The sequence below is a fragment of the Streptomyces sp. Root1310 genome, from assembly GCF_001426425.1.
In the GTDB taxonomy this organism is placed as follows: domain Bacteria; phylum Actinomycetota; class Actinomycetes; order Streptomycetales; family Streptomycetaceae; genus Streptomyces.
This window is the reverse complement of the sequence record NZ_LMEQ01000001.1, coordinates 481,760-505,066: the sequence shown is the minus strand read 5'-3', so window position 1 is coordinate 505,066 and position 23,307 is coordinate 481,760. Positions and strand designations below refer to the sequence as shown.

The window sequence follows — 23,307 nt, the reverse complement described above, 5'->3', positions numbered from 1 at the left end:
GTGTCCCCCTCGGACGGCTATGGGTACGGGGCTGTCTGGTGCACCTGATGTGATACCAGCGTCACTGATTGGTGTTACCAGGGCGTGACCGACCGGTCAAACACGAATGAAGCCTTGATGCGCAGGGCCGAAACGCTGACGCGACCCCGGCGTACGCCCTCATCTGCGAGGACGGCCGGGGCCGCGTCATATCGGTCACTACTGGCGAGTAGTATCTTGTGCGCGAATTCACACAGTCGGCCTGCGGCCGTACGGTGCAAGCGGGCTGACGTTGCGTCAGACGGCCTGGGAGGCGATGTACGCGCCGCGCTTCTCGATGGCCATCTGGTACAGGCGCCCGGCACGGTAGGAGGACCGTACCAGCGGGCCGGACATCACGCCGGAGAAGCCGATCTGCTCGGCCTCCTCCTTCAGCTCCACGAACTCGTGCGGCTTGACCCAGCGCTCCACCGGGTGGTGGCGCACGGAGGGCCGCAGGTACTGCGTGATGGTGACCAGCTCGCAGCCGGCGTCGTGCAGCTGCCGAAGCGCCTCGCTGACCTCCTCACGGGTCTCGCCCATCCCGAGGATCAGGTTCGACTTGGTGACGAGCCCGTAGTCGCGGGCCGCCGTGATGACGTTCAGCGAACGCTCGTAACGGAAGCCGGGGCGGATCCGCTTGAAGATCCGCGGGACGGTCTCGACGTTGTGCGCGAAGACCTCGGGCCGTGAGGAGAAGACCTCCGCCAGCTGCTCGGGCACGGCGTTGAAGTCGGGGGCGAGCAGCTCCACCTTCGTGCGCCCGGTCTCGCGCTCGGCCGTCTGCGCGTGGATCTGCCGGACGGTCTCGGCGTACAGCCAGGCCCCGCCGTCCTCCAGGTCGTCGCGGGCGACGCCGGTGATCGTGGCGTAGTTCAGGTCCATCGTGACGACGGACTCACCGACGCGCCGCGGCTCGTCACGGTCCAGCGCCTCGGGCTTGCCGGTGTCGATCTGGCAGAAGTCGCAGCGCCGGGTGCACTGGTCGCCGCCGATCAGGAAGGTGGCCTCGCGGTCTTCCCAGCACTCGTAGATGTTGGGACAGCCGGCTTCCTGGCACACGGTGTGCAGGCCCTCGCTCTTCACGAGATTCTGCATCTTGGTGTACTCGGGACCCATTTTCGCCCGGGTCTTGATCCACTCGGGCTTGCGCTCGATGGGGGTCTGGCTGTTGCGGACCTCCAGGCGCAGCATCTTGCGTCCGTCGGGTGCGACTGCGGACACGTCGGCTCCCTGCCTGTCTGCGTAGACTTTCGATTCTTCGGCGTACACCAGGGTACGCCCGTGTTTACCGGGTCCTGCTGTGAGGCCAACCTCAGGGACGAGGGGCCCATTCCCGGTCAGGCGGTCGCCTTCTCGATCTCCCGCGGCTTCGGTTCCGCGCTCTCGAGGACGTCCGTCAGGTGTCGCTCCACCACCGGCAGCACCTCGTCGATCGTGACGTCCCGGCCCAGCTCGTTCGCCAGCGAGGCGACCCCCGCGTCCCGGATCCCGCACGGGATGATCCGGTCGAACCACTTGTTGTCCGGGTTCACGTTGAGCGCGAAACCGTGCATCGTGACGCCCTTGGCGACCCGGATCCCGATCGCCGCGATCTTGCGGTCCTCGCGCCGCTGGCCCGCGTTCGACGGGGCGTACTCCGGGCCGTTCAGCCGCGGATCGAACTCCTCGTCGGTGAGCCGGGGGTCGAAGTCCAGCGACAGTCCGCCGAGCGACGGGCGCCGCTCCACCGGATCGCCGAGCACCCACACCCCGCTGCGGCCCTCGACCCGGGAGGTCTCGAGGCCGAACTCCGCGCACACCCGGATCAGGGCCTCCTCCAGGCGCCGCACATGGGCGACGACGTCGACCGGCCGCGGCAGCTTGAGGATCGGGTAGCCCACCAGCTGTCCCGGCCCGTGCCAGGTGATCTTGCCGCCGCGGTCCACGTCCACGACCGGGGTGCCGTCCAGGGGGCGCTCGTCGTCGGCGGTGCGCCGGCCCGCGGTGTACACCGGCGGGTGCTCGAGGAGCAGCACGGTGTCCGGAACCTCGTCGGTGAACCGCGCCGCGTGCACGCGGCGTTGCTCGTCCCATGCCTCCTGGTACACGACGGCGTCCCCGCCGAACCCCATCCGGACGAACCGCAGCTCGCTCACGGCAAGCGCCTCCCTGGAAAGTCGTCAGGCACGTAACGCGCCCAAGCCACTGTACGTCCGCGCGTTCCGCGTCAGCTCCGGGGTCAATCCTCACACGATCGGATGAATGAACGTCGATATGTGCGACCGGCTGCTTACGCTCAGCTACATTCGCGCCGTTCGCGAGGCCAAAAGGGCTGCTCACCGCAGCAGGGCACTTCATCCGGGCACGTCAAAGGCCCGGCAGGCAGGAGACCGCACCGCAGATGACGGAACGACCCGCGCAGCGCACTCCCAACCGCCAGCTCGCCGCGCTCATCGCAGAAGCGGGCTTCTCCAACGCGGGACTGGCCCGTCGCGTCGATCAGCTCGGCCTCGAACACGGGCTGGATCTCAGATACGACAAGACGTCCGTCACCCGGTGGCTGCGCGGGCAGCAGCCCCGGGGCACCACCCCCGCGCTCATCGCCGAGGTCTTCACCCGGCGCCTGGGCCGTCGCCTCACCGCCCAGGACCTTGGCCTGGACGCCTGCGCCCCCGTCTACGCGGGCCTGGAGTTCGCCGGTACCCCCGAGGAGGCCATCGACATCGTCGGCGGGCTGTGGCGCAAGGACTCCGGCAGCCATGCCGAGCTCCGCAAGATCGCCTTCACCCCGGCGGGGCTCGTCGTGCCGAGCCGGGACTGGCTGATCGGGCGGGCCGACGAGAAGGTCGGCCGCAGCGAGCCTCCCGCCCGGGTGCCCGTCCAGGGCCGTTCGGCGCCCCGGTCCGCCGCGCCCCAGCAGCCCGGCTCCGCGCCGCCCGTGATGGCGCAGGCCCAGGTGCTGCCGGGTCCCGCGGCCGTCCCCCGGCAGCGCGGCCAGGGCAGTGAGCGGGGCCTCGGCCAGCGGGTCACGGGCGGCGACATCTCCGCGCTCCGCTCGGTCGGCGAGCTCTTCCGCACCCTCGACGACCGGTACGGCGGCGGTCACGCCCGCCAGGCCCTCGTGCGCTACCTGGAGCACGAGTGCGAGCCGATGCTGCGCGGCGCCTACGGCGAGCAGACCGGCCGCCGACTGTTCGGCGCGGCCGCCGACCTGACCCGCCTCGCGGGCTGGACCTCCTTCGACATCGCCGCGCACGGCCTGGCCCAGCGCTACTTCGTCCAGGCACTGCGCCTCTCCCAGGCGGCCGGGGACCGGGCGTACGGCTCCTTCGTCCTCGTCACGATGAGCCGCCAGGCCGTCTACCTCGGCCACGGGCGCGAGGCCGTGCAGCTCGCGCGGGTGGCCCAGCAGGGGGTCGGCACGGGCGCCCCGGCCGTCGTACAGGCGCTGCTGCACGCGGCGGAGGCGCGCGGGCACGGGGTGCTCGGCGAGGTGCGTGCCTCGACCGCCGCCCTCGTCCGCGCCGAACGCGCGCTGGAGGCGGCCAAGTCCGGCGACGAGGTGCCGCACTGGGCGCGCTTCTTCGACGAGGCTCAGCTCGCCGACGAGTTCGGCCACTGCCACCGGGACCTCCAGCAGTTCCGGGCGGCCGCCCAGCACGCCGAGCGCTCCCTCCAGCTGCGTCCGGCCGCACACGCCCGCAGCCGGCTGTTCTGCCGGGTCGTCCTCGCCTCCGCCCGGCTGGGCCTCGGCGAACTCGACCAGGCCTGCCAGCTGGCCGCGGAGGCCGCCGGGCAGGCGGCGGAGATGCGGTCGGTCCGTGCGCTGGAGTACGTCCGGGACTTCGAGCGCCGGCTGGAGCCGTACAAGGACGCGGCCCCGGCCCGCACCTACCGCGACAAGGTCGCCGCCCTGGCCTGACCCTCCCCCCCCGGGGGGCGCCGCCCCCGGATCCCCTGTCGGCCCTGAACGGGCCTCGTCCGGCCAACCGCTGACGGGCCGACAGGGGGGCACCCGGCTCTTCAACCGGCCGAGACGGGCGGCGGACGGGCATGGGCCGCGGGGGTCCGGGGTGGAGTCACCGGGGTCGGGAGCGGGGGCGGGGGCGGTCACGCTGCGGCCTGCTCCTGGCGGGTCGTCGGCAGCGGTTCGGCGGCGTGCAGTGAACCGGCGGCGCCCAGATCGGAGACGATCGCCGCCGCGGCCCGGTGCGCCGAGTGCAGCGCGCCCTGCACGGTGCTGGTGTCCCGGTGGTCGCCGCACACGTACAGGCCCGCAAGCAACCGCACGGCCCGCCGCAGGTCGTGCGGCGCCCGCATCGCCGGCACGGCCTCGGCGGTGTGGTGCACGGCCAGCGTCTCCCAGCGCGCGGTCGAGGTGCCGTACAGCCGGGACAGATGCATGCGTACGGCGGTGTCGACACCCGGCGGCGGTGTACCGAGGACCGTGGACGAGATCAGCGCGCGTCCGGCGGGCGCGCGACCGGGGTCGACCCGGCTGACCACGGCCGTGTGCGCGACCGGCCCGCCCCGGTCGGCGTCGAGGAGCAGGGACGCGCCGGTCCCGGGCGGGTCGTCCGTCGTGTGGTGGACGACCGTCACCGGATGGAAGTCGGGCACCCGCAGCCCGGGCAGGAGCTCCGCCGCGGTGCGCGCGTCGGTGGCCACCAGCACGGCGCGGCAGCGGAACTCACCGTGCTCGGCGGTGGTCACCGAGGTCGTGGAGACCGAGGTGACCCGTACCCCGGTGCGCACGGCGCCCGGCGGCAGCGTCCGGGCGAGCAGCTCGGGCAGTACCTCGGCCCCGCCCTCCGGCAGCGACAGCCGGCCCGCCGCGAAGGCGCGCAGCGCGAGGTCCGCGCACCGGCTGGACGTGGTGAGGTCGGGGTCGCAGAGCAGCGCGGCGAGCAGCGGACGCAGGAAGCCGTCGATCGTGCGGGCGGGCAGACCGCGGGCCGCGAGGGCCTGGGCGGCCGGCGACTCCGGGCGGCGCATCAGCCGTTCGGCGGGGGTGACCGCGAGCCGGGTGAGCGCGGCGCCCAGCCGGGCCTGGTCAACGGCCGTGCCCAGTGGCGCCCCCGCCCGGACCCTGGGTGGCGGTGCCGGCCGCACCCGCACGGCCGGGGAGCCGCCGGCGCGCGGCCTGGGCACCCCGCCCGGCCGGGGAACGCTCGCCAGGGCGCGTACGGCGTGCAGTGCGCCCCTTGCGCTCCCCGCGCCGGCCTGCGCGCCCGCGCGGTGATGGCGCCCGTCGCTGTGCAGCAGGACTCCCGGCGCGAACGGACGCAGGACGAGCGCGTCCAGCCCCGGTGTCAGGTCCAGTTCCGGATACGCCGTGGACAGCAGCTGCCCGATGCGGTCGAGCCGGAACCCGTCGACCTTCTCCGTCGACATGCGGCCGCCCACGTAAGGGGCGGCCTCCAGGACTACGGTCGTTACTCCTGCGCTGGCCAGCCGGTGCGCGGCGGAGAGTCCGGAGACACCGGCTCCCACCACGACGACGTCTGCCTGGTACGCGGGCTCAAGCACGTGCCCTCCTCGAGGTTGCGCGACCGGTGGAGACGTCATGCCCCCAACAGCCGTCCCGGATACCCGAGTTCGGGTCGAGGTTAGGGCCGTGATCGGTCAGGAACAGTCGCGCATGGACAGGGCACGGTCGCACGACGGTCGCATACGGTCACGCAAAGGATCAGGCTGCCCGGATGGCGTCCTCGATCCCGGGAAACGCGAAGGTGAACCCGGACTCCAGCAGTCGCTTCGGCACCACCCGTGCGCTGCCCAGCACGTCCCCGGCCATCTCGCCCAGCACCGAGCGCAGCACCGGCGCCGGCACCGCGAACAGCGTCGGCCGGTGCAGCACCCGCCCCATCGCCGCGGTGATCTCCCGGTTCGTCAGCGGCTCGGGCGCGGTCAGGTTGAACGGCCCCGACAGGTCGTCCCGGTCGAGCAGATGCCGGATCGCCGCCACCTCGTCGTGCAGCGCGATGTACGACCAGTACTGCCGGCCGTCGCCCATCCGCCCCCCGAGCCCGGCCGAGAAGAGGGGGAACAGCTTGCCCCAGGCCCCGCCGCCGCGCGCCACGACCAGCCCGGTCCGGGTGAAGACGGTACGGACGCCCGCCTCCCGTGCGGGGCCCGCGGCCGCCTCCCACTCCACGCACAGCTCCGGCAGGAAGCCGCTCCCGGCGGGCGAGTCCTCGTCCACGACCCGCTCGCCCGTCTCGCCGTACAGGCCCATCGCGCTGCCGTTCACGAACACCCGCGGCCGCTCGTCGAGCGAGGCGACGGCCTTCGCCAGCGCCGTCGTACCGTGCACCCGGCTGTCGTGGATCCGCTTCTTGTACTCCTCGCTCCAGCGCCGGTCGCCGACGCCCGCCCCGGCCAGGTTGACCACGGCGTCGCACCCGGCGAGCCCGGCCGTGTCCACCTGCCCCCGTTCGGGGTCCCAGCGCACCTCGTCCGCGCCCCGGGGCGCATGGCGCACGAGGCGTACCACCCGATGCCCGTCCGCGGTCAGGGACCGCACCAGCGCGCTGCCGATCAGGCCGGACGCACCGGCCACCGCGATTCGCTCACGTTCCATGCGGCCATCCTGCCCGGTGACCCGGTAAAACCCCGGTCTGGCCGCCGCCTCCCCGCCATAGGGTGACGCCCATGCCCGAACCTTCCGCACTCCGCATCCGCACCGCACGGTCCGCCGACGCCGAGGCGCTGGCCCTCGTCGACCGTCTGACCTGGTCCCCGCTGCACGCGGTCATGCCCGAGCCGGAGCCGCCGTACGCGCCCTTCTTCGACGAGCGCCACGTCCCCGAGCACTATCTGGTCGCCGAACTGGACGACCGTGTCGTCGGCTACGTCCGCCTCGGCCTGTCCACCTCGCTCGCCTGCAACGCGCACGTGCGGCAGATACAGGGCCTCGCCGTCCTCGACGAGGGGCGCGGCCGGGGCGTCGGACGGGCGCTGATCCGCGCCGCCCTGGAGGAGGCCCGCCGGCAGGGCGCGCGTCGGATCACCCTGCGCGTCCTCGGCCACAACACCCCGGCCCGCAAGCTCTACGCGTCCGAGGGGTTCGTCGTGGAGGGCGTCCTGCCGGAGGAGTTCCTGCTGGCCGGGGAGTACGTGGACGACGTGTTCATGGGGCGCCCGCTGTAGAGCGCCGTACCGGAGCGCCGCGCGGCGTTCAGGAGGTCGCCAGCTTCCCGGTGTCCACCGCTCGCGTCGCCTTCGCCGCCCGCTCGGCGTCGCCGGCCACCTCGGCCGCCGTGAGCACGTACCCCGTCTCGTCGTCGGAGGTCGAGCGGGCGAAGACGACGCCGTAGACCCGGCCCGCGGTGGTCAGCAGCGGGCCGCCGGAGTTGCCGGGGCGGACGGTGGAGCGGATCGAGTAGATCTCCCGGGTGACGATCTCGTCGTTGTAGATGTTCCGGCCGGTGGCCTTCACCCGGTTCGCGACCGTCGCCGCCTGGAGGTTCAGGTCGCCGTCCTGCGGATAGCCGGCGACGACCGCCGAATCCCCGCGCGAGGCGTCGTCGTCGAAGCTCAGGACCGGCGCCCTCAGATCGGGCACGTAGAGCACGGCCACGTCCTTGTCCGGGTCGAAGAGCACCACGCGCGCGTCGTACGACCGGCCCACGCCGCCGATCCGCACGGTCGGGTCGTCGATGCCCGCCACCACGTGCGCGTTGGTCATCACATGCTCGCTCGCGTACACGAAGCCGCTGCCCTCGCGGCCCTGGTCGCCCGAGACGCCCTCGATCTTCACCGTGCTCCGCTTGGCCGCCTCGGTCGCGCTCGGCGTGACGCTGTCACCGGTGGGTTTGGCGACCTCGGCCGTCGACTCGTTCTCGAACGGGTTGAAGACCTGCGGGAAACCCGCCTGGGTCAGCGCCGAGGTGGCCCGCGAGAACCAGGTCGGCGTGGTGTCCGGCATGGCGTCCTGCACGGCTCCCAGCAGCCGGGAGTCCCGTATGGACGACGTGACCACCGGGGACGAGGACGCGCCCAGCACGCTCGCCGCCACCCACGCCACGATGAGCACCGCCACCGCGTTCGCCGCCGCCCCGCCGACCCCGTCGGCCACCCGGAGCGGCCCGCGGTCCAGCTCCCGCCGCAGCCGCAGCGCCAACCGCCCCGCCAGCTCGTGCCCGGCCACCGCGGGGAGGAGGACCGTGACGACCGCCGTCACCGTCGCCGCCGTGGTCCCCGGGGTCACCAGGTCCATCAGCCACGGCAGGACCCACACGCCGATCACCGCGCCGCCCACGAACCCGGCGAGCGAGACACAGCCGGCCACCAGTCCACGCCGGTAGCCGGAGCCGGCGTAGGCCAGCATCACCAGCACCAGCAGGATGTCGAGCAGGTCCACACGGCCGCCTTTCTGTTGGAACCCCTGGTCGGTGAGTACGTGCGGGAAGGGCCCAGTGATCAGCTACCCATCGATCACCCGCGCGTGACCGGCCGAACCGGCCACGCGTGCGTGTCACCCCGGAAAACGCCGTGGACCGGGACGATGGTTCCACCAGGTGGCACAGCACACATCGCGGACGGACCGGAACCGGTCGACAGTGGGTTCATGTGTGCCCTCCGACCGGTCGCCCGCGGCGCGCGGGGAACGCGAGGACGGCGCCCGGTGCGGATACCGGGCCCGCTCCTCGTGCTCCTTGGCTGCCTGCCCGGGCTCGCCGCCATGGCCGCCCTGGGGCTGTGCGCCGGTGGCGTCGACGACGCCGCCACAGCCGCATCAGGGCCCCGCCCGCCCGCCGCCCGGCCCGCCGCCGTCCACCCGGCCGTTCGGCCGCCCGTCGTGCCCCGCGCCGCCTGGCTGGACGACCTGGCCCGGCACGCGCAGCCGCCCCCGCGCTACGACGACAAGGTCGTCGCCGTCTTCGTGCACCACACCGACTCGCCCAACGGCTACGCCTGCGCCGACGCGCCGCGGATCATCCGCTACCTGTACGCGGGCCAGATCGGCGCCCGGGACTGGGACGACATCGGCTACAACTTCCTCGTCGACCGCTGCGGCACGATCTACGAGGGCCGCGCGGGCGGCATCGACCGGGCCGTCACCGGAGCCCACACCCAGGGCTTCAACCACCGTACGGCCGGCATCGCCGCGCTCGGCACGTTCACCGCCGGGGTGCCGGTGCCGCAGGCGATGGTCGACGCGATCGCCGCCCTGACCGCCTGGAAGCTCGGGCTGTCCGACATCGACCCGCGCGCGGACGTCCGGCTCACCTCCAGCAACAGCCGCAGCCGGTACGCCGCGGGCGCCACCGCCACCCTTCCCGCGCTGGCCGGCCACAAGGACGGCTACATGACCAGCTGCCCCGGCGCCGCACTCGCCGCGCGTCTGCCGGAGATCCGGGAGACGGCGGCCCGGCTCCAGGGCAGAACGTCCGCCCGGGCCGCCCGGAGTCTCACAGGAACGCCTTAGGCGGCGTTCAGGGTTCTCCCATTCCCGCGTCCTACGGTCATGCACAACACAGACCGACTGGAGGCGGGGATCATGAACAGCAGTCGTAACCGGTCCGCGGGGAACACCGGAGACCCGGGCAGCACGGGGGGCGCCGGGAGCACGGGTGGCGCCGGGAGCACCGGAAGCCCGGCGTACGCGGAGAGCGCGGGCGGCACGGGCGGCGCCGGCACCACGGAGCCGGGCCCGGCCTGGGCCAGGGCCGCCCGCAGCCCCTGGACCGTGCTCTGCGCCGTCGCCGCGGTCGTCCTGGGCCCGGCCGCCACCACAGCCTCCGCCCTGGAGCAGGCCAACAAGGCCCCGATGCACCACGCGGTGCGGGTCGATCAGTCGCAGGCGTACATCCCGGCGGACAGCACCCGCCGCAAGCTCGCGGTGTGACCGCCTGCGCGGGTCACTCCTTGAAGCGCTGCCACAGCCGGGGATACCGCTCGGCCAGCGCCCCCTCGTTCTCGAAGGCGACCGGGGTGCCCTCGGGTTCGGCGGGCGCGGGTGGAATGCCCAGGTCCGGGGCGACGGTCCCGGTCAGCTGCTCGTAGGCCTCGTCGGCCGCGTAGCCGAGTTCCTCGGCGTCCCCGTCGATCTCCTCGTCGAAGTCGTCCAGCAGATCGGCGAGCGAGTCCGGGTCACCGTGCAGGGCGCCCTCGAAGACCTCGCGGCCCTGTCCGATCAGCCAGCACCGGAAGAAGTCGAAGGCGTCGTCGCTGGCGCCGTCCAGCAGCAGCCAGGCAGCGCCCCACAGGTCCCAGCGGTAGGCGCGGTTGTAGCGGGACTCGAAGTGCCGGGCGAAGTCGAGCACGGATTCCGGGTCCAGCCGGAGCAGCCGCTCCACGAGCTGGTCGGCCTGCTCCTCGGGATCGCCCTCGGCGGCCTCGCGGGAGGCGTCCACCAGCTCCCAGAACTCCGTCTCGTCCATCACGCGTCCAGCATCGTGCCTCGAAGTGCGCGACGCACCCGGAGTGCCGGGGATTCCGGCGGGATCCTCACCTTTCCCGCCGCCCGTATACCTCGGTCAGCCGTATCGCGTCCGCGGCGAACCGCTCCCGCAGCGTGGCCGGGGAGAGCACCTCGGCCTCCGGTCCCAGCGCCGCGAGCTGCGTGTGCGCCACCGCCTCCGACTCGACCCGCAGGGTGACCGTCACCCGGTCCGTCCCGTCCGGCTCCGGGACCCCCGCCAGCGCGTCCCGGGCGGCCACCGGATCCACGGCGTGCGGCAGATTGCGCACGCCCGTCGCGGAGAGCCGCAGGACCACCTCGGCCCGCAGGATCGACCGCGCGAACCGCTCGGCCTGCTCGTCCCAGAACCCGGGCAGATCGAAGCCCTCGTCCCTGCTGAAACGATCCTCCATGACGTCCACGCCGGTGAACCGGTCGATGCGATAGGTCCGGAACACCCCCGCACCCGCCCCTGTCGCCGTCGTCGTGGCCCTCCCCGTCGCCCCGGATTCCGTCACCCCGGTTCCCGTGCGCGTCGTCCCCGTTCCGCAGACCCGGGCGCAGAGGTACCAGACCCCCGCCTTGAGCACGAGCCCGTACGGCTCCAGCTCCCGCACCACCTCGCTCTCCCCGCGCCGGTAGCGGGCACTCACACGCCGGTCGTCCCACACCGCGTCCGCGATCGCCGGCAGCAGCGCCGGAGCCGCCGGCTCCCGGAACCAGGCGGGCGCGTCCAGATGGAACCGCTGCGCCGCCGTGCGCGGGGCGTCCCGCAGGGAGGGCAGCAGCGCCGCCGACACCTTCAGCCGTGCGGCCGACGCGATGTCCTCGAGACCCATCTCGCGCAGCGCCCCCGGCACCCCGCTCAGGAACAGCGCCTCGGCCTCACCGCGCGCCAGCCCCGTCAGCCGCGTCCGGTAGCCCCCGACGAGCCGGTAGCCCCCCGCCCGCCCGCGCTCCGCGTACACCGGCACGCCCGCCTCGGACAGCGCCTGCGCGTCCCGTGTGACGGTCCGCTCCGACACCTCCAGTTCGCGGGCCAGCTCGGAGGCGGTCATGGTGGGCCGGGACTGGAGAAGGAGCACCATCTTGATGAGGCGGGCAGCACGCATGGGGACATGATGCGGGGCGCTTCGCGGGCGGGGCGGCCCGGGTGGGGAAATCCGGCCGAGGCGGCGCGCCACCTCGGACCCGCCCCCGAGGGACGTGAGAGCACGGACGCGAGAACCGCACGGCCACACCGCCGTGGCGACACCGATCGCGCGGTCACCGGTGCCCGCGACCACTGCCGTGCCGGAGCCTGCGGCCGTCGTCGTGCGGTCACGGGTGTGCCCCGGCCTGAGGCGTCCGCCTGTGCCGTGGCCTGCGGCTTCCGCCGTGCTCTGACCGCCGTGCCACGGCGGTCACCGGGCGTGCCACCGCCACGCGGTACCGCCGAACCGGAGCCTGCGCGCGGTACCGCCGTACTGGAGCCCGCGCGCGGTACCGCCGTACCGGAGCCTGTGGCCACCGCCATGGCCTCACCGCCGTGCCGGAGCCCGCGGCCGCCCCCGTGCCGGCACCTGCCGGAGCCCGCGGCCACCGCCGTACCGTCACCTGCCGGAGCGGCCGGCACCGCCGTGATCCGGCCCGAGGACGGGGAAGGGGGCCCGGCAGGCATCAGCCGCCGGACCCCCTCACCGTCCCACCCCGGGCTTACAGCCCGTAACGCTCGCGCGCTTCCTTCACCGCGGTCGCCTTGACCTCGCCGCGCCGGGCGAGCTGGGCCAGGGCCGCGACGACGATCGACTCGGCGTCGACGCCGAAGTGGCGGCGGGCCGCCTCACGGGTGTCGGAGAGGCCGAAACCGTCCGCGCCCAGCGAGGACCAGTCCTGCTCGACCCACTGCGCGATCTGGTCCGGGACCTGGCGCATGTAGTCGGAGACCGCGAGGACCGGGCCCTCGGCGCCCTGGAGGGCCCGACGGACGTACGGCTGGCGCTCCTCGCCGCGCAGCAGGGCCGCGTCGGCCTCCAGCGCGTCGCGGCGCAGCTCGGTCCAGGAGGTCGCGGACCACACGTCGGAGGCCACACCCCACTCCTCGGCGAGCAGCCGCTGTGCCTTCAGGACCCAGTGGATCGCCGTGCCGGAGCCCAGGAGCTGGATGCGCGGGGCGTTGGCCGCCGCCACCTCCACGCCCGCCGACTCCGCCGTGTTGAAGCGGTACAGGCCCTTGAGGATGCCCTCGTCGACACCGGGCGCGGACGGCTTGGCCGGCTGCGGCATCGGCTCGTTGTAGACGGTCAGGTAGTAGAAGACGTTCGGGTCCTCGTCCGGAGCCGCCTGCCCGTACATCCGGCGCAGACCGTCCTTGACGATCGTCGCGATCTCGTAGGCGAACGCCGGGTCGTAGCTGAGGGCGGCCGGGTTGGTCGCGGCGATGACCGGGGAGTGGCCGTCGGCGTGCTGGAGGCCCTCGCCCGTCAGGGTCGTGCGGCCGGCCGTGGCGCCGACGAGGAAGCCGCGGCCGAGCTGGTCGCCGAGCTGCCACATCTGGTCGGCCGTGCGCTGCCAGCCGAACATCGAGTAGAAGATGTAGAACGGGATCATCGCCTCACCGTGCGTGGAGTACGCGGTGGACGCGGCGATGAAGTCGGCCATCGAACCGGCCTCGGTGATCCCCTCGTTGAGGATCTGGCCGTTCTTGGCCTCCTTGTAGTACATCAGCTGGTCGCGGTCGACCGGCTCGTACGTCTGGCCCTTGGGGGAGTAGATCCCGAGCGACGGGAACAGGCTCTCCATGCCGAAGGTGCGCGCCTCGTCCGGGACGATCGGCACCCAGCGCTTGCCGGTCTCCTTGTCGCGGACCAGGTCCTTGATCAGCCGGACGAACGCCATGGTGGTGGCCACGTTCTGGGAGCCGGAGCCCTTGTCGAACGAGGCGAACGCCTTGTCGGCGGGGGCCGGCAGCGGGGCCAGGGCGTGCGTACGGCGGGCCGGGGCCGGGCCGCCGAGCGCCGCGCGGCGCTCCTGGAGGTAGCGGACCTCGGGGGAGTCGGCGCCCGGGTGGCCGTAGGGGACCACGCCGTCGACGAACTGCGCGTCCGAGATCGGCAGCTCCAGCAGGTCGCGCATCGCCTTGAACTCGTCCACCGAGAGCTTCTTCATCTGGTGGTTGGCGTTCTTCGACGCGAAGCCCTCGCCGAGGGTGTGGCCCTTGACCGTCTGGGCCAGGATGACCGTCGGGGCGCCCTTGAACTCCACCGCCGCCTTGTAGGCCGCGAACACCTTGCGCGCCTCGTGACCACCGCGGGAGAGGTGGAAACACTCGAGGATCTTGTCGTCGCTCAGCAGCTTCGCCAGCTCGACGAGCGCCGGGTCCTTGCCGAAGAAGTCCTCGCGGATGTAGGCGGCGCCACGCGTCTGGTAGGTCTGCACCTGGGCGTCGGGCACCTCGCGCAGCCGGCGGACGAGCGCGCCCGTGGTGTCGAGCTGGAACAGCTCGTCCCAGGCGGAGCCCCACAGCGACTTGACGACGTTCCAGCCCGCGCCGCGGAACTGGGCCTCCAGCTCCTGCACGATCTTGAAGTTCGCGCGGACCGGGCCGTCGAGGCGCTGGAGGTTGCAGTTGATGACGAAGGTCAGGTTGTCCAGACCCTCGCGGGAGGCGAGGGCGAGTGCCGCCGTCGACTCGGGCTCGTCCATCTCGCCGTCACCGAGGAACGCCCATACGTGGGAGGCGGAGACGTCCTTGATGCCGCGGTTGGTGAGATAGCGGTTGAAGCGCGCCTGGTAGATGGCGGAGAGCGGACCGAGGCCCATCGACACCGTGGGGAACTCCCACAGCCAGGGCAGGCGCCGCGGGTGCGGGTACGACGGGAGGCCGTCGCCGCCCGCCTCCTGGCGGAAGTTGTCGAGGTGCTGCTCGGTGAGCCGGCCGTCGAGGAAGGCGCGGGCGTAGATGCCGGGGGAGGCGTGGCCCTGGATGTAGAGCTGGTCGCCCGAGCCGTCCGCCTCCTTGCCCTTGAAGAAGTGGTTGAAGCCGGTCTCGTAGAGCCAGGCGGCGGAGGCGAAGGTGGCGATGTGGCCGCCGACGCCGTGTTTGCTGCCCCGGGTCACCATCGCGGCCGCGTTCCAGCGGTTCCACGCGGTGATCCTGCGCTCCATGTCCTCGTCACCGGGCGCGGACGGCTCGGCGGCGGTGGGGATGGTGTTGACGTAGTCCGTCTCGAGCAGCTTGGGCAGCGCGATGCCGTTGCCCTCGGCACGCTCCAGCGTGCGGCGCATCAGGTATGCGGCACGGTGCGGCCCGGCCGCCTTGGCGACCGCGTCCAGGGAGGCCTGCCATTCGGCGGTCTCCTCCGGGTCCCGGTCGGGGAGCTGGTCGAGCGCGCTCGGCTGGATGGCCTGGGGGTCGGTCATGTCGCCGCCTTCCTCAGTCGAAGGGGGTTCCCTGTGAGGGTGTTCCTGGGGGTGCCCTTGGTCTTTGGCAGGACAGGGCGTGGGCTCCGGCGCGATGCCATGGGTGGCTCCGTCCTCGGCCCGTCGGCGACTGTAACCCCCTGATCGATGATCGATCAAAGGGTTGAAGGGCAAAACCTCTCGATTGCGAGAAAGTAGGCACGGGGTGCCTTTCGGGCAGGCACCCCGTGCCGCGTCAATTCGGGGTTTTCGCAGGTCGGAGGCCACGTATGAGCGCGTGTACGCTCCACTGAAACCGGAGCGATCCTCTAGGCCCGGGGAGCGCACCCGAGGACGTGTGCCTTCACCAGCTCGGCGATCCTCGGGTCCCGCCGCCGGAACGCCTGGACGAGCTCCTCGTGCTCCTCCGCGTACGACTGCTGGACGGTCCCCAGCCAGCGGATCGACAGGGCCGTGAAGACCTCGATGCCGAGGCCCTCCCAGGTGTGCAGCAGCACCGAGTTGCCGGCCGCCCGGACCAGTTCCCGGTGGAAACCGACCGTGTGCCGCACCTGGCCCGTGCCGTCCGCTTCGCGGTCCGCCTCGTAGAGCGCGGCGACATGCGGTTCGAGGGCCGAGCAGTCCTCCGCGAGCCGTTGTGCGGCCAGCTCCGCCGCGATCGCCTCCAGGCCGGCCCGGACGGGGTAACTCTCCTCCAGGTCCGCGGCCGTGAGGTTGCGCACCCGCACGCCCTTGTTCGGCGCGGACTCGATCAACCGCAGCGACTCCAGCTCGCGCAGCGCCTCCCGCACCGGCGTCTGGCTGACCTCCAGCTCGGTCGCGATCCGGCGCTCCACGATCCGCTCGCCCGGCTTCCAGCGCCCGCTGACGATCCCCTCCACGATGTGCTCGCGGATCTGTTCGCGCAGCGAGTGGACGACGGGCGCGGTCATGAGGGCTCCTTTGAGGAGGGGCCGCACGGGCCCCCGGGGGCGTTTGACGTTTAGACAATACGGCCGGGGGCCCGCGGAGGAGAGGCGCACGGGGGCGCTTTCAAGCAGGTGAGACGAGACTTACACGCTCACACGGGGGCTCGGCTGTAAAGACCAGTACCGGACAGGTCCCGCCGCCGACCGGGCCGGGAGCCGTGCTTCCGGCCCGGTCGGCGGCCATGCCTCCGGCCGTCATTCCAGCCGTGTTCCCTGTCGTGCTTCCGGCCGTGATTCCAGGCCTGTTCCCTGTCGTGCTCCCGGCCCTGTTCCCGGTCGTGCTTCCGGCGTGCTCCCGGGCGGCAGACGGAAGCCCCCGCCCGGAGAGTTCCGGACGGGGGCAGCTGCTGAGCCCTGGGAGGTCAGAGGCCGAGTTCGACCTCGAACTCGCCGGCCTCCAGGATCGCCTTGACCGCGGTCAGGTAACGGGCCGCGTCGGCGCCGTCGACCAGACGGTGGTCGTAGGACAGGGTCAGGTACGTCATGTCGCGGACGCCGATGACCGTGCCCTCCTCCGTCTCGATGACGGCCGGACGCTTGACCGTGGCACCGATGCCGAGGATCGCGACCTGGTTCGGCGGCACGATGATCGTGTCGAACAGCGCGCCGCGCGAGCCGGTGTTGCTGATGGTGAAGGTCGCGCCGGACAGCTCGTCCGGGGTGATCTTGTTCGCGCGGACCTTGCCCGCCAGGTCGGCCGTGGCCTTGGCGATGCCGGCGATGTTCAGGTCGCCCGCGTGCTTGATGACCGGGGTCATCAGGCCCTTCTCGGAGTCCACCGCGATACCGATGCTCTCGGTGTCGAAGTAGGTGATCGTGCCCTCGTCCACGTTGATCCGGGCGTTGACGGCCGGGTGGGCCTTCAGCGCCTGGGCCGCCGCCTTCACGAAGAACGGCATCGGGGAGAGCTTGACGCCCTCGCGGGCCGCGAAGGAGTCCTTCGCCTGCGCGCGGAGCTTCATCAGCCGGGTGATGTCGACCTCGACGACCGAGGACAGCTGCGCCTGCTCGTGCAGCGCCTTGACCATGTTGTCGCCGATGACCTTGCGGATGCGGGGCATCTTGACGGTCTGGCCACGCAGCGGGGAGACCTCGAGCGCCGGGGTCTTCTTCGCGGCGCCCGCGGCGGGGGCGGTCGCGGCGGCCGGAGCCGGAGCGGCGGCGGCCTTCGCGGCCTCGGCGGCGGCGAGGACGTCCTGCTTGCGGATACGACCGCCGACGCCGGTGCCCTTGACGGCGGCCAGGTCGACGCCGTTCTCGGCGGCGAGCTTGCGCACCAGCGGGGTCACGTAGGCGCCGTCGTCACCCGCGGGGGCGGCGGGCGCGGGGGCGGCCGGCGCGACCGGAGCCGGAGCGACCGGCGCGGGGGCCGGGGCGGCCGGGGCCGGGGCGGCGGCGACCGGAGCGGGCGCCGGAGCGGCCGGAGCCGGAGCCGGAGCCGGAGCGGCGGGGGCCGGGGCAGCGGCGGCGGGCGCCGGGGCCGGAGCGGCGGGGGCCGGGGCAGCGGCCGGAGCCGCGCCCGGGGCGCCGATGACGGCGAGCTTGGCGCCGACCTCGGCGGTCTCGTCCTCGCCGACCGTGATCTCGAGCAGCACACCGGAGACGGGCGCCGGGATCTCGGTGTCGACCTTGTCGGTCGAGACCTCGAGCAGCGGCTCGTCCTCGGTGACCTCCTCGCCGACCTGCTTCAGCCAGCGGGTGACGGTGCCCTCGGTGACGGACTCGCCGAGCGCGGGCAGGACGACGTCCGTGCCCTCGGCGGAGCCGCCGCCGGTGGCGGCCTCGGCGGTGGGAGCGGGGGCCGGGGCCGCCTGCTCGGTGGACGGCGCGGCAGCGGCCGGCTCCGGTGCGGGCTCGGCGACCGGCTCGGCTGCCGGAGCCGGAGCGGCGGCGGGAGCGCCGGTGCCGTCGTCGATGACGGCGAGCTCGGCGCCGACCTCGACCGTCTCGTCCTCGGCGACCTTGATGGAGGCCAGGATGCCGGCGGCGGGGGAGGGGATCTCGGTGTCGACCTTGTCGGTCGACACCTCGAGCAGGGGCTCGTCGGCCTCGACGCGCTCACCCTCGGCCTTCAGCCAGCGGGTGACAGTGCCCTCGGTGACGCTCTCGCCGAGCGCCGGAAGGGTTACGGAAACCGCCATGGTTTCGGTTGCTCCTTACGAATTGCGGAAGTCTGTGTCGTCGCGGAGTCGCTTCTTCGACCGAGGGTCAGTCGTGCGAGTGCAGCGGCTTGCCCGCCAGGGCCAGGTGGGCCTCGCCGAGCGCCTCGTTCTGCGTCGGGTGGGCGTGGATGAGCTGCGCGACCTCGGCGGGCAGCGCCTCCCAGTTGTAGATCAGCTGGGCTTCGCCGACCTGCTCGCCCATGCGGTCGCCGACCATGTGGACGCCGACCACGGCACCGTCCTTCACCTGGACGAGCTTGATCTCGCCCGCGGTGTTGAGGATCTTGCTCTTGCCGTTGCCCGCGAGGTTGTACTTCAGAGCGACGACCTTGTCCGCGCCGTAGATCTCCTTGGCCTTGGCCTCGGTGATGCCCACGGAGGCGACCTCGGGGTGGCAGTACGTCACCCGGGGGACACCGTCGTAGTCGATCGGGACGACCTTCTGACCGGCCAGACGCTCCGCGACCAGCATGCCCTCGGCGAAGCCGACGTGCGCGAGCTGGAGGGTCGGGACCAGGTCGCCGACGGCGGAGATGGTCGGGACGTTGGTACGCATGTACTCGTCGACCAGGACGTAGCCGCGGTCCGTGGCGACGCCCTGCTCCTCGTAGCCGAGACCGGCCGAGACGGGCCCGCGGCCCACCGCGACCAGCAGGACCTCGGCCTCGAACTCCTTGCCGTCGGCCAGCGTGACCTTGACGCCGTCCGCGGTGTACTCGGCCTTGGAGAAGAAGGTGCCCAGGTTGAACTTGATGCCGCGCTTGCGGAACGCGCGCTCGAGAAGCTTGGAGGAGTTCTCGTCCTCGACCGGGACGAGGTGCTTGAGGCCCTCGATCACCGTCACGTCGGAGCCGAAGGACTTCCACGCCGAGGCGAACTCGACGCCGATGACGCCGCCGCCCAGGATGATGGCGGACTTCGGCACACGGTCCAGGACGAGGGCGTGGTCCGAGGAGATGATCCGGTCGCCGTCGATCTCCAGGCCCGGCAGCGACTTCGGCACGGAGCCGGTCGCGAGCAGCACGTGGCGGCCCTGGACGCGCTGTCCGCCCACGTCGACGGAGGTCGGGGAGGACAGACGGCCCTCACCCTCGATGTACGTCACCTTGCGGGAGGCGATCAGCCCCTGAAGGCCCTTGTACAGCCCGGAGATGACACCGTCCTTGTACTTGTGGACGGCGGGGACGTCGATGCCCTCGAAGGTGGCCTTGACGCCGAACTGCTCGCTCTCGCGGGCCTGGTCGGCGATCTCGCCGGCGTGCAGCAGGGCCTTGGTGGGGATGCAACCCCGGTGCAGGCAGGTGCCGCCGACCTTGTCCTTCTCGATCAGGGCGACGTCCAGGCCCAGCTGCGCCCCGCGCAGGGCCGCGGCGTAGCCGCCACTACCACCGCCGAGGATCACTAGGTCGAAAACGGTGCTGGCGTCGTTCGCCACGTCACGTCCTCCATGCATGTGCGCCGTGCGCCGGTCGTCGCTGACCGCCGGCGGCTGGTGTCCGGCCGCTCTTTCTTCGGCCCTGTGGTGGGGGCCCTGTCCTGCCGAGGCCCATCTTCGCACTTGCGGGAGACGAACGAGACGCGGGGCCGGGGTGTGAGACACCCCACGCTCACATGTGACATGGGGAACCGGCCCCGCCCAGGGGTGCGGGGAACTGCGCGACCGGCCACATTCGGCCCGCGCCCGCCGAGACGACGGACGGGCCCGAGTGACCAGGCGCACAGTCCCCGCTCACCGCGTGGGGGAACGTCAGCCCAGGTCGCCGGCGGCGGTCAGCTCGGCCAGCCGCACCAGCGTGCGCACGGCGGTCCCGGTGCCGCCCTTGGGCGTGTACCCGAAGGGGCCGCCCTCGTTGAACGCCGGCCCGGCGATGTCGAGGTGCGCCCAGGTGATGCCCTCGCCCACGAACTCGCGCAGGAAGAGACCGGCCACCAGCCCGCCGCCCATCCGCTCACCCATGTTGGCGATGTCCGCGACGCTGGAGTCCATGCCCTTGCGCAGGTGCTCCGGCAGCGGCATCGGCCACGCCGGCTCGCCGACCTCCTCGGCGGCCTCGTGCAGCGCCGAGCGGAACGCGTCGTCGTTCGCCATGATCCCGAACGTGCGGCTGCCCAGCGCCAGCATCATCGCGCCGGTCAGGGTCGCGACGTCGACGATCGCGTCCGGCTTCTCCGCGGAGGCCGCCCACAGCGCGTCCGCGAGCACCAGCCGGCCCTCGGCGTCCGTGTTGAGGACCTCGACGGTCTTGCCGCTGTACATGCGCAGCACGTCACCCGGGCGGGTGGCGGAGCCGGACGGCATGTTCTCGGCCAGCGCCAGCCATCCGGTGACGTTCACCTCGAGCCCGAGCCGCGCGGCGGCGACGACCGCGGCGAAGACCGCCGCCGCACCGCTCATGTCGCACTTCATCGTCTCGTTGTGCCCGGCCGGCTTCAGCGAGATGCCGCCGGAGTCGTAGGTGATGCCCTTGCCGACGAAGGCCAGGTTCTTCTTGGCCTTGGAGGACGTGTAGGACAGCTTCACCAGGCGGGGGGCCGAGGCCGAGCCTGAGCCGACGCCGAGGATGCCGCCGTAGCCGCCCTTGGCGAGGGCCTTCTCGTCGAGCACCTGCACCTTGATGCCGTGCTCCTTGGCCGCCGTCTGGGCCAGCGCGGCGAACGCCTCGGGGTCGAGGTCGTTCGGCGGCATGTTGATCAGGTCGCGGGCGCGGTTGAGCTCCTCGCCGACGGTGGCGGCACGCAGCAGCGCGGCCTTGTGGGCGGCGTCGCGCGGCTTCCCGCCGAGCAGGGCGGCCTCGGCGAGCGGCGCCTTGCCGTTCCTGGCCTTGGCGTCGTCGCCGTTGTGCTTGTACGCGTCGAAGGAGTACGCGCCGAGCACCACGCCCTCGCCGATCGCGCCGATGTCGGCGGCGTCGGTCACCGGCAGGGCGAAGGCGGCCTTCTTGGCGCCGGTGAGGGTGCGGGCGGCCGCACCGGCCGCCTTGCGCAGCGCCTCGGGGTCGAAGCCGGCGTCCTGCTCGGGCTCCTGGCCGAGCCCCACCGCGAGCACGAGCGGTGCCTTGAAACCGGTCGGCGCGGGCAGCTTGGTCAGCTCGCCCTCGGCCCCGGAGGCGCCCAGGGTTTCCAGGATGGCGGCGAGCCTGCCGTCGTAGGCCTTGTCGACGGCTTCGGCGCCCGGGGCCGCGATCGGGCCTTTCGCGCCCTTGGCGACACCGATCACGATCGCGTCGGCCCGGAGGCCGGGCGCCGCGGCGGTGCTGAGAGTGAGAGCAGTCACGGTGGTGAAATCTCGCTTCCGATGTGGAGTTGCGGTGGCCGGAGTGTGTGGGTCGACCGGGCCCGACAGCCGACCCTAGATCCGGGTCGTGGGTGCGGTCGTATCCGGGGGTGTGCCTCACCGGCGCGGCGAACCGGCGTGGCGGATCCCGGAACGAGCGTACGCGTGCGTGTGCGGTCGCTCATGCACGCGCGTGTTCACCTGTCGGTGGCGTCGTAGCCACGTCCCGATCCTCGCACCCCGTGAACCGGGCCACACCCTTCGGGTCGGGGTGGGAGGCGGCACTCGGCGGACATGGGCGATCATCGTCGGACACGTCGCCGCACATCCTGGAGCCCGCCCGGTGAGACGCCCGATCCCGCTGCTGTCCCTGCTCGTCCTGCTGCTGGCGGGCTGCGCCTCCGCGCCGGACGGCGGCCGGGACGACCGTGCGGACGAGGAGACGGGCGTCGGGACGGCGGACGCCGGGATCTGGCGGCCGGCCCCCGGCACCGACTGGCAGTGGCAGTTGAGCGGCCGGCTGGACACCGGCGTCGACGTGCCGGTCTACGACATCGACGGCTTCGACCACACCGCGGCCACGGTCGCCGGCCTGCACGACGACGGCCGCAAGGTCATCTGCTACCTCTCCACCGGTGCCTGGGAGGACTGGCGGCCGGACGCGGCGGACTTCCCCCGGTCCGTGATCGGCAAGGGCAACGGCTGGGAGGGCGAACGCTGGCTCGACATCCGCGCGTTGGACGTCCTGGAGCCCCTGATGGCGGCCCGCCTCGACATGTGCCGGGAGAAGGGCTTCGACGCGGTCGAGCCGGACAACATGGACGGCTACAAGAACAGCACGGGGTTCCCGGTCGAGGCCGCCGACCAGCTGCGCTACAACCGCCTCATCGCCGGACTCGCCCACGACCGGGGGATGTCGGTCGGACTGAAGAACGACCTCGACCAGATCCCCGAACTCGTCGACGACTTCGACTTCGCGGTCAACGAACAGTGCGCCCAGTACGACGAGTGCGCGGACCTGACCCCCTTCATCGAGGCGGGCAAGGCCGTCTTCCACGTCGAGTACGAACTCCCCACGAGCGAGTTCTGCGCCGACTCCCGTCGGCTGCGCCTGAGTTCGCTGCTGAAGAAGTACGAGCTGGGGGCGTGGCGGGAAGCCTGCTAGCGGGTCGACCGCCCGGGCAGAAAGCCTGCTGGCCGGTCAACCGCCCAGGCAGAACACCACGAGCGCGGTCGTCGCCGCCGTCTCCGCCAGACCGCCGAAGACGTCCCCGGTGACCCCGCCGAAGCGCCGCGTGCAGTGCCGCAGCAGCAGTTCGGCGGCCCCGAGGGCGGCGAGGACCGCGAGCGCCGGTCGGACGGCGTCGTACGGCTCGAACAGGGCGCCCGGCCCGACCTGCCCGATCAGGACGACGACGCCGTCCTCGTACGGTCCGCCCCACGCTCCCGCCACCGCCGCCGCCAGCGTCACCGCGACCACGGCGAGCACCGCCCCCCGCACCGGGACCACCTCCGCGACCGCCGCCCCCAGCCCCTCCGGCCGCGCGGCCGGCACCCCGGCACGTGCCGCCAGGGTCAGCGCGAGCCGGGCGGTGGCCGCCGAGACGACGGCGGCCACCGCGCCCAGCGCCCACGAGCTGTCGTAGAGCTGCGTCAGCGCGGCCACCTGGGCGAGCAGCACGAGGACGAGCGTGAGCACGCCGAACGGGCCGATGTCGGACTGCTTCATGATCCGCAGCGCGTCCTCGGCGGGTTTGCCGCTGCCGAGTCCGTCGGCCGTGTCGGCCAGCCCGTCGAGATGCAGACCGCGGGTCAGGACGGCGGGCACGGCGGCGGAGGCGACGGCGGCGAGCAGCGCGCTCGCGCCCAGGTACAGCAGGAGCAGGCCCAGCCCGGCCGCGCAGCCGCCGACGGCCAGCCCGACCACGGGAGCGCTCAGCATGCCCCCGCGCGCGGCCTCCCGGTCCCAGCGGGTCACCCGGACCGGGAGCACGGTGAGGGTGCCGAAGGCGAAGCGGAGGCCGTCGAAGGGCGAGGTCGTGGACACGGCGGCAGACTAGCCCGGACGCCCCGCCCACGAGGCAGCCCGCCCCC

Annotated in this window: 18 protein-coding genes; 5 read left to right on the top strand and 13 right to left on the bottom strand. The window is 72.8% G+C overall.

Annotation, left to right across the window (positions count from 1 at the left end):
* Positions 1-276: 276 nt before the first annotated feature.
* Together lipA and lipB are read right to left on the bottom strand one after the other, a co-directional pair.
* Entirely contained in the window at positions 277-1,242 is a 966-nt protein-coding gene (gene lipA, locus ASD48_RS02300; RefSeq protein ID WP_057599651.1) for a lipoyl synthase, read from the bottom strand.
* A gap of 116 nt (positions 1,243-1,358) precedes the next feature.
* Positions 1,359-2,156 carry a lipoyl(octanoyl) transferase LipB gene (lipB, locus tag ASD48_RS02295; RefSeq protein WP_057599650.1) on the bottom strand — a complete coding sequence of 266 codons (798 nt, stop codon included), beginning with the start codon at positions 2,154-2,156 and terminating at the stop codon, positions 1,359-1,361.
* Positions 2,157-2,401: 245 nt separating this feature from the next.
* Here lipB and ASD48_RS02290 point away from each other — a divergent pair, with 245 nt between their 5' ends.
* Positions 2,402-3,922, top strand: a complete 1,521-nt coding sequence (locus tag ASD48_RS02290; RefSeq protein WP_057599649.1) for a hypothetical protein — start codon at positions 2,402-2,404, stop codon at positions 3,920-3,922.
* Positions 3,923-4,110: 188 nt separating this feature from the next.
* On the opposite strand, the gene ASD48_RS02285 is transcribed toward ASD48_RS02290, so the two are convergent.
* Both ASD48_RS02285 and ASD48_RS02280 read right to left on the bottom strand, forming a co-directional pair.
* Positions 4,111-5,529 carry an NAD(P)/FAD-dependent oxidoreductase gene (locus ASD48_RS02285; protein ID WP_057599648.1) on the bottom strand — a complete coding sequence of 473 codons (1,419 nt, stop codon included), beginning with the start codon at positions 5,527-5,529 and terminating at the stop codon, positions 4,111-4,113.
* A 160-nt stretch (positions 5,530-5,689) separates the two neighbouring features.
* Complete coding sequence (locus ASD48_RS02280) at positions 5,690-6,583, bottom strand: TIGR01777 family oxidoreductase (protein ID WP_057599647.1); 894 nt, start codon at positions 6,581-6,583, stop codon at positions 5,690-5,692.
* Positions 6,584-6,654: 71 nt separating this feature from the next.
* Between ASD48_RS02280 and ASD48_RS02275 the strand changes: the two genes are divergently transcribed.
* On the top strand, positions 6,655-7,152 hold the full coding sequence (locus tag ASD48_RS02275) for a GNAT family N-acetyltransferase (protein WP_057599646.1): 498 nt from the start codon (positions 6,655-6,657) through the stop codon (positions 7,150-7,152).
* Positions 7,153-7,180: 28 nt separating this feature from the next.
* Here ASD48_RS02275 and ASD48_RS02270 read toward each other — a convergent pair whose 3' ends face one another.
* Positions 7,181-8,365 (bottom strand): MarP family serine protease, encoded by a 1,185-nt coding sequence (locus tag ASD48_RS02270; RefSeq protein ID WP_057599645.1) that lies wholly within the window; start codon positions 8,363-8,365, stop codon positions 7,181-7,183.
* A 288-nt stretch (positions 8,366-8,653) separates the two neighbouring features.
* On the opposite strand from ASD48_RS02270, the gene ASD48_RS02265 reads away from it, so the two are divergent.
* Both ASD48_RS02265 and ASD48_RS45025 read left to right on the top strand, forming a co-directional pair.
* Complete coding sequence (locus tag ASD48_RS02265; RefSeq protein ID WP_199875709.1) at positions 8,654-9,433, top strand: peptidoglycan recognition protein; 780 nt, start codon at positions 8,654-8,656, stop codon at positions 9,431-9,433.
* Positions 9,434-9,505: 72 nt separating this feature from the next.
* Positions 9,506-9,853, top strand: coding sequence for a hypothetical protein (locus ASD48_RS45025; RefSeq protein ID WP_057599644.1), 348 nt, complete (start codon positions 9,506-9,508; stop codon positions 9,851-9,853).
* 13 nt (positions 9,854-9,866) lie between these two features.
* Here the strand turns inward: ASD48_RS45025 and ASD48_RS02255 are convergent, their stop codons facing one another.
* From ASD48_RS02255 to ASD48_RS02225, 7 genes are all read right to left on the bottom strand, one after another.
* Positions 9,867-10,388, bottom strand: coding sequence for a DUF4240 domain-containing protein (locus tag ASD48_RS02255; protein ID WP_057599643.1), 522 nt, complete (start codon positions 10,386-10,388; stop codon positions 9,867-9,869).
* A gap of 67 nt (positions 10,389-10,455) precedes the next feature.
* Positions 10,456-11,520: a WYL domain-containing protein gene (locus tag ASD48_RS02250; RefSeq protein WP_057599642.1), complete on the bottom strand. Its 1,065-nt coding sequence runs from the start codon at positions 11,518-11,520 to the stop codon at positions 10,456-10,458.
* Between the two features lie 583 nt (positions 11,521-12,103).
* Positions 12,104-14,809 (bottom strand): pyruvate dehydrogenase (acetyl-transferring), homodimeric type, encoded by a 2,706-nt coding sequence (aceE, locus tag ASD48_RS02245; protein ID WP_057599641.1) that lies wholly within the window; start codon positions 14,807-14,809, stop codon positions 12,104-12,106.
* Positions 14,810-15,117: 308 nt separating this feature from the next.
* Entirely contained in the window at positions 15,118-15,741 is a 624-nt protein-coding gene (locus ASD48_RS02240) for a GntR family transcriptional regulator (protein WP_057599640.1), read from the bottom strand.
* 398 nt (positions 15,742-16,139) lie between these two features.
* Positions 16,140-17,918 (bottom strand): 2-oxoglutarate dehydrogenase, E2 component, dihydrolipoamide succinyltransferase, encoded by a 1,779-nt coding sequence (sucB, locus tag ASD48_RS02235; RefSeq protein WP_057599639.1) that lies wholly within the window; start codon positions 17,916-17,918, stop codon positions 16,140-16,142.
* A 67-nt stretch (positions 17,919-17,985) separates the two neighbouring features.
* Positions 17,986-19,374 carry a dihydrolipoyl dehydrogenase gene (gene lpdA / locus ASD48_RS02230; RefSeq protein ID WP_057599638.1) on the bottom strand — a complete coding sequence of 463 codons (1,389 nt, stop codon included), beginning with the start codon at positions 19,372-19,374 and terminating at the stop codon, positions 17,986-17,988.
* 312 nt (positions 19,375-19,686) lie between these two features.
* Positions 19,687-21,213, bottom strand: coding sequence for a leucyl aminopeptidase (locus tag ASD48_RS02225; protein ID WP_057599637.1), 1,527 nt, complete (start codon positions 21,211-21,213; stop codon positions 19,687-19,689).
* 343 nt (positions 21,214-21,556) lie between these two features.
* On the opposite strand from ASD48_RS02225, the gene ASD48_RS02220 reads away from it, so the two are divergent.
* Positions 21,557-22,378: an endo alpha-1,4 polygalactosaminidase gene (locus ASD48_RS02220; protein ID WP_057599636.1), complete on the top strand. Its 822-nt coding sequence runs from the start codon at positions 21,557-21,559 to the stop codon at positions 22,376-22,378.
* A gap of 36 nt (positions 22,379-22,414) precedes the next feature.
* On the opposite strand, the gene ASD48_RS02215 is transcribed toward ASD48_RS02220, so the two are convergent.
* The gene (locus ASD48_RS02215) at positions 22,415-23,260 is read right to left on the bottom strand and encodes an adenosylcobinamide-GDP ribazoletransferase (protein ID WP_057599635.1); all 846 of its coding nucleotides are present in this window, start codon (positions 23,258-23,260) and stop codon (positions 22,415-22,417) included.
* Positions 23,261-23,307 lie beyond the last annotated feature (47 nt).